A 13,685-nucleotide genomic window follows, 5' to 3' on the forward strand; every position below is an offset into this window, starting at 1 on the left:
GGCTTATTCGACCTCCTTTCCGGAGGGGGGGAGCTGCTCCAGCACCTCCAGGAGAAGATTCAGGTCATCGGTATTGTAATACTCCAATTCGATTTTACCCTTCTTCTTGCCATTTATAATATGCACCTTCCGGCCGAAGCGGCTGGAGAGATCCTTTTCCGCGTCCCGCAGGTAGAGGGAGAAGTCGGCGGCAGCCGGTGTGGCGGGGGGCTCATCCAGGGCCTCCTCCGACTTGGCCAGCCGCTTGGCCAGCGCCTCGGTCTGGCGGACGGAGAGTCCGTCATTGACCACCTTCTGAGCCAGCTTCTTCTGGAGCTCCTTCACGGGGCAGGAGAGGATGGCCCGGGCGTGGCCTGCCGAGAGACGCCCCTCCTCCAACAGAAGGTGTACCGCGTCGGGCAGGGAGAGGAGACGCAGGGCGTTGGTCACGGCCGAGCGGGACTTGCCCACCCGCTTGGAGACCTCCTCCTGGGTGAGGCCGTACTCGTCGATGAGGGTCTGATAGCCGGCCGCTTCTTCGATGGGATTCAGGTCCTCCCGCTGGAGGTTTTCGATGAGGCCCAGCTCCATCACGGTGCGGTCGTCGGCCTCAATGATGACGGCGGGGACCTCATGGAGACCCGCCAGCTTGGCGGCCCGCCAGCGGCGCTCCCCGGCGATGATCTGATAATAGCCGGAGGAGAGGCGGCGGACGGTGAGGGGCTGGATGATGCCGTGGGTGCGGATGGAGTCGGCCAGATCGGCCAGCGTCTCATCGTCAAAGCGCTTGCGGGGCTGCTTGAGGCCCGGCTGTACCTCGGAGATGGGGAGGGAGAGGGAACCGCCCTCCTGGGGCTGAAGGGCGTTGTCGCCCAGCAGGGCGCCCAGGCCCTTGCCCAGTCCGCGGTCCTTTGAGGATGCCATATACTCAGTCCTTTCCTAAGTGATGTGAGCTTCAGGTGCGGTTCTGGTCCAGGACCTCCTGGGCCAGGGCGGCATAGGCCTCCGCACCCCGGGAAAAGCTGTCGTAGGCCGACACGGGAAGCCCGTGGCTGGGGGCCTCGGAGAGCCGTACATTGCGGGGGATGACGGTGGCATAGACCTGCCCGGGGAAATGGCGCTTGACCTCCTCGGCCACCTGGAGCGAGAGGTTGGTGCGCCCGTCGTACATGGTGAGGACCACGCCCTCCATGCTGATGTCCGGGTTGAGGGCCCGCTTGACGATCCGCACGGTGGAGAGGAGATCGGACAGTCCCTCCAGGGCATAGTATTCGCACTGGACCGGCACCAGGATGCTGTCGGCCGCACACAGGGCGTTGAGGGTGAGCAGCTCCAGAGAGGGAGGACAGTCAATGAAGATGTAGTCATAGTCTCCCGCCACTTTGGAGAGCGCGTCCTTGAGCCGGTATTCCCGCCGGTCCATGGCGATCATCTCCACCGTGGCGCCGGTGAGCGCCTTGTTGGTGGGCAGCACGTCGGCATAGTCGGTGTGAACGATGGCCTTGGTGATATCCGCGTCGTTGACCAACACATCATAGATGTTGGGAGAGGCGGTCACCTTGTCCACCCCAAAGCCGGACGTGGTGTTGGCCTGGGGATCAAAATCGCACACCAGTACCCGGGAGCCCAAGGCCTTCAGGGCGGCGGCCAGATTGACGCAGGTGGTAGTTTTGCCGACGCCGCCTTTCTGGTTGACGATTGCGATGGTTTTTGCCATAATGCACCTGCCTTTTACCTGCACGGTAGAATAAGTAAGTTGAATTTTGTCAAGTGGTTTCCATAATACAGCCCTGAGTGGGATAAAAGCAAAAACCACCGGAACATAGATTCAGCAGACCTTATTATAATGCCATCCTGGATGGAGCGCAACCGAAAATGCAAAAATAAAAAAACAACTCCGTATGTTTCACGTGAAACATACGGAGAGAGGGAAAAAAGAAGGGGAAGATGGTTTCACGTGAAACATCAGCTTCGACCGCGCTTTGGGATGCGAATGGTGAGCAGGATGGAGTCCTCAGTATCCTCCCGGTCACAGTTGGCATCCACCCCTGCGCTCTGCATCATGCTCAGTCCCTTGGTAATGGAATTGAGAAAGAGCCGGACATCCTTGAGGATAAAGACCGGCTTGCGCCGGGGAGCGGCCGGAGGAGGAGCCAGGAGAGAGTCAATGTACTCCTCAGTGCGGGCCACGGTCAGGGAGTGCTCCACCACATAGTGGGCGGCGGAGCGCTGCTCCTCGGCGGTGGGCAGACGGAGGAGGGCGCGGGCGTGCCGCTCGGAGTAGTGCTTCTCCCGCAGCAGGGCCAGCACATCGGGAGGGAGGCGGAGGAGCCGGAGCTTGTTGGCCACCGCAGACTGGGATTTTCCAATCTTCTGGGCGGCCTCCTCCTGGGAGAGATGGAAGGTGCGGATCAGCTTGGCCAGAGCGGCCGCCTCTTCCACAAAATCCAGATCCCGCCGCTGGAGATTTTCAATGAGGGCCAGCAGAGAGGAGGCCTCATCATCCACATTGACCAGAATACAGGGGACCTGGGTGAGGCCCGCCATCTGAGAGGCGCGGAGCCGGCGCTCCCCGGAGACCAGTTCATAGCCGCTCTCCACCTTGCGCACCGAAAGGGGCTGAAGGATGCCATATAACCGGATGCTGGCGGCCAGTTCCTCCAAGCCGTCCTGGGCAAAGGCCTTGCGGGGCTGGTTCGGGTTGGGCGCAATGGCGTCGGCGGGGAGAAAGAGGACGCGGGTACTCTCAAAGAGTCCCTTTTTTCGAGATAAAAGCATGGGAGCTTCCCTCCTTGTCACAACAGATTTGATAACCATATTTTACCATACAATCGCGCAAAGGGAGGGGAAGGGGGTCGAGTGGGAAATATTTCCTAAAGCTTCGGTCGCCCTTGAAGCCGGCCGGAGGGCTGTGCTATACTGAAAGAACCCAAATCACGCGGGCCCGGGGCGGCATGCCCCGGTGGAAAGAGAGGAAAGGAGCCAACGGCTATGAGTCGGAAAGCAACCAATGTTGTGGCATATTTGACGCTGATTGGACTGATTATTGCGCTTTTGCTGGGGGACCGGGCGGCCTGCCGCTTTCACCTGAACCAGGCGCTGACCCTGTGTGTGTGCAGTCTGGTGCTCTCGGTGGTCTCGCAGATTTTAGCGGTCATCCCGGTGCTGGGCTGGCTGCTGCTGATCGTGGTACAGATCCTCTATCTGGTGCTGTTGGTGTTGACCATTGTGGGCATCATCAACGCGGCTCAGGATGTGGAGAAGCCCCTGCCCATCGTGGGAGGCATCCAGCTTCTGCGATAAGAGAAAAACTGCGGCCGGATACCATTTGGTATCCGGCCGCAGTTTTTTGTACTCAGGCCCGCAGGAAGCCTTTGCCGAAGATCTCGCTGGAATTGGCAATGATGAAGAAGGCCTGGGGATCGTTCTCCTTGAGGTAGCGGCGCAGGGCCACCGCCTGTCCCCGGGAGAGCGCGGTGAGGACCACCCAGTGTTTTTCGTGGGTATAGGCGCCCTCGCCCTCCCACACCGTGGCGCCCCGGTGGAGGCGGAGGGTGATGTAGTCGCAGGCCATACGGGGGTCGGAGGTGATGATAAAGAAGTTTTTCCGGCGGTTGAGGGATTCGATGACGCTGTCCACCAGCACCGATTTGAGCACCAGGCCCAGCATGGAGAAGAGACCGGTCTCCACATCGAAGATCAGGAAGGTGGAGGCGGCAATGACCACGTCGGACAGAAGCAGGGCCTTGCCTACATCCAGGCCGGTGTACTTTTTCAGAATCATGGCCACGATGTCGGTGCCGCCGGAGGAGGCGTTGATGTTGAAGAGGATGGCCGAGCCCAGGGCAGGGAAGATGACGGCAAAGAAGAGCTCCAGCATCTTCTCGTGGGTGAGGGGGGCGTCCAGGGGACAGATCCACTCAAAGGCCTGGATGACCAGGGAGTAGAGGATGGAGCAGTAGACCGTGCGCAGGCCGAACCCACGGTTGAGCATGGCAAAGCCCAGGAAGAGGAAGAGAATATTGATCACGCCGTTGATGGCCGAGGCGCTCAGCCAGGGCCAGGGCGAGAGAGGGGCCAAAATCACGGCCAGGCCGGATACGCCGCCCATGGAGAAGTTGTTGGGAAATTTGAAGAAATACACGCCGATGGAGACCAGAACAATCCCCAGTGTCATGAGGAAAACGTCCCGGAGCCGTGCGTTCCATGATGCCTTCATGTCAGGTCATCCTCCTGTTGATGGATCTCTCCGATCCAGTGATGGGCTATGGACGTTCGGCCTGGACGGCGGTCCACAGGTTGTAGTTGCTATAGGTGGGGATGTTCCCCAGGCGCCAGAAGGAGAAGCCGGTGATGCCGAACATCTGGGCCAGATCGATCTTGTCCGCAATGCTCTGGGCATCCTCGAACCAGACCTGATAGCGCGCCCCGCTCTCGTCGGTGTAGATGGCGTAGGGATTGCGGGCGGTCTGGCTGTAAGTAACAGTGGTGTCGCTCTGGGCCAGGCGCTGGGAGAGGGTCTCCATGGTGGGACGGTAATACTTGTTCTCCAGCACACGCCCGTTCTCGTCGATCCGGAAGCCGGTGGTATCCATGGAGAAGGCCAGGGCCAGCTTGCTCTTGTCCTGCACGCCGGTGAGGGGGTCGGTGATCTCCGCCAGGGCGGCATAGATCTTGGAGAAGGGGGTGAGGGCAAAGCTCTCCGAGGGGATGGAGCCCACCTTCAGGCTGGAGACCGGCGGGCGGTAGTCGTGGGCCATGAGGATGACCTTGTCACAGCTCTCCCCCAGGGATTTGAAGTCAAAGCCATTGTTATAGGGCCCGGGCTGGACGCACACGTAGAGACGCTTGTCCGCCGGAAGGGCGGCACGCAGTTCGGACATAAAGGAGGCAAAGTGCTCCTTCAGGCCGTCCTTGTCCTTGAGCCCCTCAAAGTCGATGGTGATGCCCGCATAGTCGGACGCGGCGGCGGCCAGCGCGGCCACGGCCTGGGCCCGGCTGGCAGAAGAGGCGGTCACGGCCGCCACAGTGGAAGTGGTGGTGCCGTCCGGGAGGGTGATGGAGTCGGAAGCGCTTCCAAAGACACACAGATTATAGGGGATGCCATTGCTCTCAAAATAGCCGGTGGCCGCCTCGCTCTGAGCGGGGATCTTCCAGTCGTTCCCCCCCGCGCTGGTGGTGTTGAGGACCGCTCCCCGCTGGGGATCGTACTCCATCCGGGCCCAGCCCACCGAGACGGCGTCCATCTGCCGGGTCAGGTCGATCTGGCTGTACGAGGAGAGGGCATAGAACCCATGGAGCCACTCAATGGTGGAGGTATAGCGCTCATAGACCTGCACCAGCATGGTGGCGGCCTCGGCCCGTGTGGCCGAGCTGGTGGGCTTGAAGAGAAGCTTGCCGTCCTCCTCGATACCCGAGACCATGCCGATGTGGTAGGCCAGGGAGATATAGCCCTGGTTCTCGGTCACGTCGGAGAAGGGCAGGTCGGCCGCGGCACTCTTTGCCAGCGTGTCATAACCCAGGGCCTTGACCAGCATGACGGCCATTTCCTCCCGGCTGATGTAGTCGTCGGGACGGAAGCTCCCGCCTGCGTCCATGACGCCGTGGGCCCGGGCCGCCTCCACATAGCCGTAGGCCCAGTGGGAGGAGGGACAGTCGATGAAGCTGGCGTGATCGGGCCGGACCGCCTCCCAGGAGAACATCTGACAGAGAATGGTCACAAAGGAAGCACGGTTCAGGTTGTCGGCCACGCCGAAGCGGCCGTCCTCATAGCCCACCATCAGGCCGTAATTGGTGGCCCGCTGGATGACTGACTCGGCCCAGTGGCCGGCGGTATCGCTGTAAGCCAGAGCGGGGGCGGACAGAGAGAGCATCAATCCGGCGGAAAGCGCCAGGGAGAGAAGTCTGCGTCGCATGAAAAAACCTCCTTATGAATCAGCGGATGGATAACTCGATCGGGTGAGACTCCTGTCCGGGAGGAGAACCCGGACAGATGCCGCTTTCATTGTAGCAGGCGAAGGAAGTAAACGCAATGGATACCCGGACGGAAGGGGTCGAACTGTGGTGGAACAACAAAATATTTTGTTTCTAAGAAAACCATTTTTCGATGAAAAGGGGGTGACGGAGGTGCTTTTTTTTGCTATGATAAAACAAAGAGAAAGTCCCTCGCGGGACCAATGAATGACGAGAATGGGAGAAGAGCTATGAAACTGTTGGAAGAGCGCATTCGCAAGGATGGCACCATCCGGGGCACCGAGGTGCTCAAGGTAGACCGTTTCCTCAATCATCAGATGGATATCGGCCTCATCAATGAGATCGGCAAGGAGTTCAAGCGCCTGTACGGGGACTGCGGCGTGAACAAAATTCTCACCATCGAAGCCTCGGGCATCGGCATTGCGTGCATCACCGCGCAGTTTTTTAACGTGCCCGTGATCTTTGCCAAGAAGAACAAGACCAAGAACATCGCCGGCGATGTGTACACCTCCAAGGTGGAGTCCTTCACCCACGGAAAGGTGTACGATATCATCGTGTCCAAGGAGTTTTTGGGCCCTGAGGACCGTGTGCTCCTCATCGACGACTTCCTGGCCAACGGCAGCGCGCTCCAGGGTCTGATCAACCTGGTGCGGGACGCGGGCGCCACCCTGGTGGGCGCCGGTATCTGCGTGGAGAAGGCCTTCCAGCCCGGCGGCGACCTGATTCGCTCCATGGGCGTACGGGTGGAGTCTCTGGCCCGGGTCAAGTCTATGGACGAGGCCACCAACTCCATCGAGTTCTGCGAATAAGAACCGCGGGAGAGGTGCGCGCCTCTTCCGTTTTTTCTCTTGCAGGTATTGCGCAGATCATATGTCTATTACGGCACGCGCCGTTATAGGATACACAAGGACACTCTTGCAAAGACCAAAGTGAAAAGGAGGAACATGGTATGAAAAAGCGGATTTTGGCGATGCTCCTGGCCGGTACGCTGGCCGTAGGGCTGGCCGCCTGCGGCGGCGGTGAGGAAGCTCCGGCTCCCAGCGGAAGCGGCGGGGGAGAGACGGCCGGTGTAGCCAAGGAGGAGCTGAAGGTAGGCTTTGTCCACATCGGCGACGAGAGCGACATGGGCTACACCTACAACATGGTCCAGGGCGTCAAAGAGATGCAGGCCAATCTGGGTCTCTCCGACGACCAGATCATCACCAAGTACAACATCCCGGAAAACGATGCCTGCGCCGACGCCCTCAACGACCTGATCGACCGGGAATGCGACATCATCTTCGCAACCAGCTTTGGCTTCGGTGACTATGTGACCATGGCGGCCCGGGAGAATCCCGACATCCAGTTCTGCCATGCCACCGGTACCCAGGCCCACACAGAGGATCTGCCCAACCTGCATAACTGCTTTGCCAACATCTATGAGGGCCGCTACCTGGCCGGTATCGCCGCCGGCATGAAGGCCAAGGAGATCGGCAATCCCAAGCTGGGCTATGTGGGTGCCTATCCCTATGCCGAGGTTATTTCGGGCTACACCGCCTTCTATCTGGGCGCCAAGAGCGTCTACCCCGAAGTGACCATGGACGTCATCTATACCAATACCTGGAATGACGCCAGCCTGGAGAGCCAGACCGCTCAGGCCCTCATCGACCGGGGCTGCGGCGTGGTGAGCCAGCACTCCGACTCCACCGGCCCCGCCACCACCGCCGAGATGAACGGCGCCTTCCAGGTGGGCTACAACGCCGACATGACCGAGGCCGCTCCCGGCGCCTCCCTCCTGTCCACCCGCATCGACTGGGGCATCTACTTCACCGAGGCGGTCCAGGCAGTCCTGGACGGCAAGGAGATCCCCAAGGACTGGAGCCAGGGCTATGCCGACGGCGCCGTCCTCCTTACCCCCCTGAATGAGGCCATCGCCGCCGAGGGCACCCAGGAGGCCATTGAGGCAGCCGAGGCCGGCCTGAAGGACGGCAGCCTCCAGGTCTTTGCCGGTCCGCTGCACGGCGTGTCCTACAACCCCGACGGCAGCGAGAAGGACGTGCTGGACCTGGCCGAGGGCGAGGCCTTCATCGAGAGCGATGTGGCCGGCGGCAAGACCAGCGCCCCCTACTTTGACTACATTGTGGACGGCATCACCGTGGTGTCCGACCAGTAACCAAAAGCAACCGACGGCAACACCCCGGGCGGGGCTGCGCATTCCCGCAGCCCCGCCCTTTTTTCCACAGGGCGCTGCCCAAACTGAGCAAGAGAGGTGAGCACATGGATAACCAGGCCAACTATGCCATCGAGCTGCGGGAGCTGACCAAGACCTTTGGCGAGGTGGTGGCCAACGACAAGGTCTCCCTGACCCTGCGCCGGGGAGAGATCCTCTCCCTGCTGGGAGAGAACGGAAGCGGCAAGACCACACTGATGAACATGCTCTCGGGCATCTATTTTCCCGACCACGGCTCCATCCTGGTGGACGGGAAGGAGGTCACCATCCGCTCCCCCAAGGACGCCCACGACCTGGGCATCGGGATGATCCACCAGCACTTCAAGCTGGTGGACGTGCTGACGGCCGCCGAGAATATCATTCTGGGTCTCAAGGGGGGCGGGCGTCTGGACCGGCGGGAAGTGGGGCGCCAGGTCAAGGCCATCAGTGAGAAATACGGCTTTGAAATCGACCCGGATCAGAAGGTGTACGACATGTCGGTCTCCCAGAAGCAGACGGTGGAGATCGTCAAGGTCCTCTACCGGGGCGCCAATATTCTCATTTTGGACGAGCCCACCGCCGTTCTCACCCCCCAGGAGACCGCCAAGCTCTTTGCCGTTCTCCGCAACATGCGGGACGACGGCAAGTCCATCATCATCATCACCCACAAGCTCCACGAGGTCATGGCCATCTCCGACCAGGTGGCCGTCCTGCGCAAGGGCCAATACATCGGTACCGTCCCCACCTGTGAGACCAATCCCCAGAAGCTCACCGAGATGATGGTGGGCCATGCGGTGAGCCTGAACATCGACCGGCCCAAGACGGAGTATCAGGACCTGCGTCTGGAGGTCAAGGGACTCAACTGCCGGGGGGCAGAGGGAGTCAAGGCACTGGAGGATGTGTCCTTTGAGGCCCGGGGCGGCGAGATCCTGGGCATCGCCGGGATCGCCGGTTCGGGCCAGAAGGAGCTGCTGGAGGCCATCGCGGGACTCCAGAAGGTGGAGTCGGGGCATATCTTCTACTACCCGCCCCATCCCAATTCGGAGATCGCCGGACTCCATGTCCCGGTGGACAAGGCCGGAGAGGAGCTGGTGGGGAAGACCCCCACCCAGATCCAGAAGATCGGGGTCTCCCTGGCCTTCGTACCCGAGGACCGGCTGGGCATGGGCCTGGTGGCCAGCATGGACATGGTGGACAACATGATGCTCAAGACCTATCGGCAGGGCAAGGGCCCTCTGGTGGACCGGAAGCCGCCCCGGGAGCTGGCCATGCGGCTGAAGGAGGAGCTGGAGATCGTGGCGCCCAGCATCTCCACCCCGGTGCGCCGCCTCTCGGGCGGCAACGTGCAGAAGGTGCTGGTGGGACGAGAGATCGCCTCCAGCCCCACGGTGCTCATGACGGCCTACCCGGTGCGGGGACTGGACATCAATTCCTCCTACACCATCTACAACCTTCTCAATGAGCAGAAGAAGCGGGGGGTGGCCGTCATCCTGGTGGGTGAGGATCTGGACGTGCTGCTGGAGCTGTGCGACCGCATCCTGGTGCTCTGCGGAGGCCGGGTCAGCGGCATCGTGGACGCGGAACAGACCACCAAGGAGGAGGTGGGCCTCCTCATGACCCACCTGAGCGGGACTGGAAAGGAGGGTGCGGCGGTATGAGCGTACACACCGAACACAGAGAGCCACTGATTCGTCTGGCCAAGCGGGACGACATCCCCCGCGCCCAGGCGTGGGCCATCCGGGCCGCGGCCATCCTGCTGGCCCTGGTCACCGGCGGACTCATCATCGCGGTGCTGGGGCACAACCCCATCCAGGTCTACGCCTCCATGGTGGAGGGGTCCCTGGGCAAGAGCCGGGTCCTGCGGGAGACCGTGAAAAAGGCCATCCCCCTGCTGGGTGCGGCGGTGGCCATCGCCCCCGCCTTCAAGATGAAGTTCTGGAACATCGGCGCGGAGGGCCAGATCCTGGCCGGCGGCATCGCGGCCAGCTACTTTGCCCTCTTCTGGGCGGACAGCCTGCCCCGGCCGGTCCTGCTGGTGGTTATGGCGGTGGCCGGCATCCTGGCCGGCGGAGTGTGGGGACTCATCCCCGCGGTCTTCAAGGCCCGGTGGGGGACCAACGAGACGTTGTTTACCCTGATGCTCAACTACATCGTCCTGGGGTTTGTCAAGTATCTCCAGGCCGGCCCCTGGGGCCCCGACCTGAACGCCAACGGCTATCCCAAGATCCCCATGTTTGACTCGGCGGCCCTGCTGCCCAAGGCGCTGGGCGTCCACATCGGCTGGATCATCGTCCTGGCGGTGACCGCCCTCATGTTCGGCTACCTCAAGTACAGCAAGCAGGGCTATGAGATCGCCGTGGTGGGCGAGAGCGTGCGCACCGCCCAGTACGCGGGCATGAACGTATCCCACATCATCCGGCGCACCATGTTCCTCTCGGGCGGCATCGCGGGGCTGGTTGGCTTCCTCCAGGTGTCGGGGGCCAGCGGCACCCTCACCGAGAATACCGCCGGCGGCATCGGCTTTACCGCCATTACGGTGGCGTGGCTGGCCAAGCTCAACCCCTTTGTCATGATCGCCATTGCCGCGCTGCTGGCCATCCTGGAAAAGGGCGCGGATACCATCCAGACCCTCTATACCATCCCGGCTTCGGCGGCTGACATGCTCACGGGCATCGTGCTCTTCTTCATGCTGGGATGTGAGTTCTTCATCAGCTACCGGCTCATCGTCCGGGGAAAGGGGGAGCGTACGCATGAGTAATCTGTTTTCCATTGCTTTTGTCATGGCCGCTGTGGCGGCGGGGGCGCCCCTGCTCTTCGGCACACTGGGAGAGATCCTCACCGAGAAATCGGGCAACCTGAACCTCGGTGTGGAGGGCATGATGTACATGGGCGGCGTGGCCGGTCTGGCCGGGGCCTATTACTACGAGCAGATGGCCGGTCCCGCGGCCTCCGGCGTGACGGCGGCGGTCATCGCCACGGTGTGTGCCTTCCTGTGCGCGGCCTTCGGGGCGTTGCTCTACAGCGTGCTCACCATCACCCTGCGGGCCAACCAGAACGTGACCGGTCTGGCCCTGACCATCTTCGGCACCGGCTTCGGCAACCTGGTGGGCGAGGCCATGGGCAACGCCGCCGGCGGCTTTGTGGCAGTGAGCCAGAGCACCAAGAGCGTCTTCAACGGCGGCATCCCGGTGCTTCAGGACCTGCCGGTGGTGGGGAAGCTCCTCTTCTCCTACAACTACCTGGTCTATCTGGCGGTGCTGGTGGCGGTCGTTCTCTCGCTGTTCCTGAATCAAAGCCGGCTGGGCCTCAACCTGCGCTCGGTGGGTGAGAATCCGGGCACGGCCGATGCGGCCGGCATCAACGTGACGACCTACCGGTATCTGGCTACCTGTATCGGCGGCGGTATCTCGGGCCTGGGCGGTATGTACATCGTCATGGCCCAGCAGCAGGGCGTCTGGGTGCACAACTGCATCGCGGGTAAAGGCTGGATCGCCGTGGCCCTGGTTATCTTCGCCACCTGGAGCCCGGCCCGGGCGCTGGCGGGCAGCCTGGTGTTCGGCGGACTGTCGGTGCTGCGCCTGTACATGAACTGGGGCGGGAACCGTCTGGCCCCCATCTATGACATCGTACCCTACATCGCCACGGTGGTGGTCCTCATCGCCGTGAGCATCCGGCAGCGCCGGGAGAGCCAGCCCCCCGCCAACCTGGGCAACGCCTATTTCCGGGAAGAGCGATAACAAGGGCTGCTCCGCAAACTAAGCCATAAACGCAGAAAAACCTCCTGTCCGGCATACCCGCCGGGCAGGAGGTTTTGTAATTAAAACGGGCAAATATGCCATCCGGAGCCGGAGTTTGGCTGCGGTTTAGTTGAGAGCGGCGACATAGTCCGTAAAGGGCTCCCCCTCCGGAGCCTGGAGGAGAAAGCAGTAGACGGGCTGATAGAAGCCCTTGGTGTCGGCTATCCACTCCAGCGTACAGGAGAGCACCTGGATCTGGGTGAGGCCGGAGTGCTCCAGCACTGTGCCCGCAAAGCTGCGTCCGCCATAGAGTTGCTCCACCGCCTGTGCGGGGGTGAGGATCGGGCGCTCCTCACAGGGGGTCAGGGAGACCAGCTGGTTTTCGATGGACGTGAGGGTGGAGGCGCCGTCCTGCTCCTGGAGAAGGCAGGTCAGCGTACCGTAGACGCTTGGTCCGTCGGCAGGTATGAGCCGGGAGGTAAAGCTGGCCTGGACATACGCCTCACCCGAAGGTTCCAGAGCAAAGGCGGCGCCCTCCGGCACCGAGATCCCCCAGACGTCCAAAATGGAGAGAAGTGCGTCGGGAGAGACCTGGGAGGCGGGAACATCGAAGACGGGCCGCTTCTCCCGGTCGATGCGGTATTCCCATGTGCCGTCCCGCTGGTACAGGTTCAGAAAATCTCCGCTCGTGTGATTGGCGAAGATAATGATGTCATCGTAGTAATAGGTATCCTCAAAGGTGATTCTCAGCTTCTGCGCAAAGGCTGCGGCAAATGCCTCACTGGCGGAGCGGTCCAGCCGCCCTGCCCGGTAGATGGGGGCCGTGGCAGGCGCATCCTCCGGCGTAAAGGCCAACTCCCACTGTATCCCATCAAGGTTGGCGGTGATCACAGGGGCGTCCGGGAGATTGCCGTACGGCTTCAGGGCGTAGCCGCCAAAGATGAGAGCCAGTGCGAACAAAAGAGCGGCTGGTATGGGCAGCAGCGCCCCACAGCGCCTTTTCCAGCCGGGGCTGCGTTTTGTCAGGGTTAGAATGAGCATGGAGATGCTCCAGCCTACCATGGCGCCCAGAGTATTGGTAAAGAGATCGTCTACGTCCAGCATGCCTCTGGCGGTAGCAAACTGTCCCAGCTCGATCAGCAGGGATACGCCCAGCCCGGCCAGCAGCATCCGGGGCCACGAGCGGAACCAGCGGGTCAGCAGAGGGAGCAGGAAGCCAAGGGGAAGGAACAGGGCGATGTTGAGCAGCACGTTGAGCCAGACCTGGAGGGTAAATTGATTCCAGGCCTCGCGCCATGCCAGAAACAGGTGCAGGTTCCACTGCCGGTGCCCGGGCTCGCCCCTCAGCAGGGTGAGAAAAACCGTGAGGACCAGCCAGCCGATCAGGAGCAGCAGCACCAGCACCCGCCCCCATGGGAAGGGGCGGTTCTGTCTCCGAAAGAGGAACCAGCATACCGCCACGATTGCTCCACAGAGCAGGAGAACCGGGACGGCCAGATGAAGCCCGCGCTGGAAAAGAGACAGGATGTATCCGATAAAATCGTGCAAAACGATCCCCCCTATGATCCGTATTCTGCTGTCTGCATTTTACCATAGGAAGCATGTGGGGACAACCGCGGGAGGTTCTCACAAAATGAGAGGGCCAAACGAAAACGACAAGGGCCGGACGCCTGCTCCTGACGTCCGGCCCCTGCCTTAGGAAAGAGGATACAATGAAATGAAAAGAAACTGTCTCTTGCAGGTATTATAATAGCCGAGAGTTGTTAACAAATCAGCGAAAAGGTGTTACAAGAGTTTTAAATCTTTTT

General features: G+C 61.4%; 12 protein-coding genes. 6 read left to right on the plus strand and 6 right to left on the minus strand.

All coding sequences use genetic code 11. From position 1 onward, the window contains the following. Positions 1–3: 3 nt before the first annotated feature. From H8S34_RS05065 to H8S34_RS05075, 3 genes are all read right to left on the minus strand, one after another. Positions 4–903 (minus strand): ParB/RepB/Spo0J family partition protein, encoded by a 900-nt coding sequence (locus tag H8S34_RS05065; protein WP_186963213.1) that lies wholly within the window; start codon positions 901–903, stop codon positions 4–6. A 31-nt stretch (positions 904–934) separates the two neighbouring features. After that, positions 935–1,696, minus strand: coding sequence for a ParA family protein (locus H8S34_RS05070; RefSeq protein WP_186963214.1), 762 nt, complete (start codon positions 1,694–1,696; stop codon positions 935–937). A 248-nt stretch (positions 1,697–1,944) separates the two neighbouring features. Continuing rightward, positions 1,945–2,757, minus strand: a complete 813-nt coding sequence (locus tag H8S34_RS05075) for a ParB/RepB/Spo0J family partition protein (protein WP_101692601.1) — start codon at positions 2,755–2,757, stop codon at positions 1,945–1,947. 213 nt (positions 2,758–2,970) lie between these two features. On the opposite strand from H8S34_RS05075, the gene H8S34_RS05080 reads away from it, so the two are divergent. Then, entirely contained in the window at positions 2,971–3,282 is a 312-nt protein-coding gene (locus H8S34_RS05080) for a magnetosome magnetite crystal formation protein family (protein WP_101692602.1), read from the plus strand. Positions 3,283–3,334: 52 nt separating this feature from the next. Here the strand turns inward: H8S34_RS05080 and H8S34_RS05085 are convergent, their stop codons facing one another. Beyond that, the gene (locus H8S34_RS05085) at positions 3,335–4,198 is read right to left on the minus strand and encodes a YitT family protein (RefSeq protein ID WP_186963215.1); all 864 of its coding nucleotides are present in this window, start codon (positions 4,196–4,198) and stop codon (positions 3,335–3,337) included. A 46-nt stretch (positions 4,199–4,244) separates the two neighbouring features. Next, entirely contained in the window at positions 4,245–5,894 is a 1,650-nt protein-coding gene (locus H8S34_RS05090; RefSeq protein ID WP_186963216.1) for an S-layer homology domain-containing protein, read from the minus strand. A 288-nt stretch (positions 5,895–6,182) separates the two neighbouring features. Here H8S34_RS05090 and H8S34_RS05095 point away from each other — a divergent pair, with 288 nt between their 5' ends. The 5 genes from H8S34_RS05095 to H8S34_RS05115 all read left to right on the plus strand — a co-directional run bounded on the left by H8S34_RS05095 (position 6,183) and on the right by H8S34_RS05115 (position 11,877). Next, positions 6,183–6,761 carry a xanthine phosphoribosyltransferase gene (locus tag H8S34_RS05095; RefSeq protein WP_101692605.1) on the plus strand — a complete coding sequence of 193 codons (579 nt, stop codon included), beginning with the start codon at positions 6,183–6,185 and terminating at the stop codon, positions 6,759–6,761. A 140-nt stretch (positions 6,762–6,901) separates the two neighbouring features. Then, positions 6,902–8,104 carry a BMP family ABC transporter substrate-binding protein gene (locus H8S34_RS05100; RefSeq protein ID WP_186963217.1) on the plus strand — a complete coding sequence of 401 codons (1,203 nt, stop codon included), beginning with the start codon at positions 6,902–6,904 and terminating at the stop codon, positions 8,102–8,104. A gap of 104 nt (positions 8,105–8,208) precedes the next feature. Then, positions 8,209–9,798 (plus strand): ABC transporter ATP-binding protein, encoded by a 1,590-nt coding sequence (locus tag H8S34_RS05105; protein WP_101692607.1) that lies wholly within the window; start codon positions 8,209–8,211, stop codon positions 9,796–9,798. Then, positions 9,795–10,898, plus strand: a complete 1,104-nt coding sequence (locus tag H8S34_RS05110; protein ID WP_101692608.1) for an ABC transporter permease — start codon at positions 9,795–9,797, stop codon at positions 10,896–10,898. Before H8S34_RS05105 ends, H8S34_RS05110 begins: the two co-directional genes overlap by 4 nt. After that, on the plus strand, positions 10,891–11,877 hold the full coding sequence (locus H8S34_RS05115; protein ID WP_186963218.1) for an ABC transporter permease: 987 nt from the start codon (positions 10,891–10,893) through the stop codon (positions 11,875–11,877). Before H8S34_RS05110 ends, H8S34_RS05115 begins: the two co-directional genes overlap by 8 nt. Before the next feature lie 126 nt (positions 11,878–12,003). Here H8S34_RS05115 and H8S34_RS05120 read toward each other — a convergent pair whose 3' ends face one another. Next, on the minus strand, positions 12,004–13,425 hold the full coding sequence (locus tag H8S34_RS05120) for a VanZ family protein (protein ID WP_186963219.1): 1,422 nt from the start codon (positions 13,423–13,425) through the stop codon (positions 12,004–12,006). Between the last annotated feature and the right edge of the window lie 260 nt (positions 13,426–13,685).

The organism is Pseudoflavonifractor hominis (assembly GCF_014288125.1).
Classification (GTDB): Bacteria; Bacillota; Clostridia; order Oscillospirales; family Oscillospiraceae; genus Pseudoflavonifractor_A; species Pseudoflavonifractor_A gallinarum.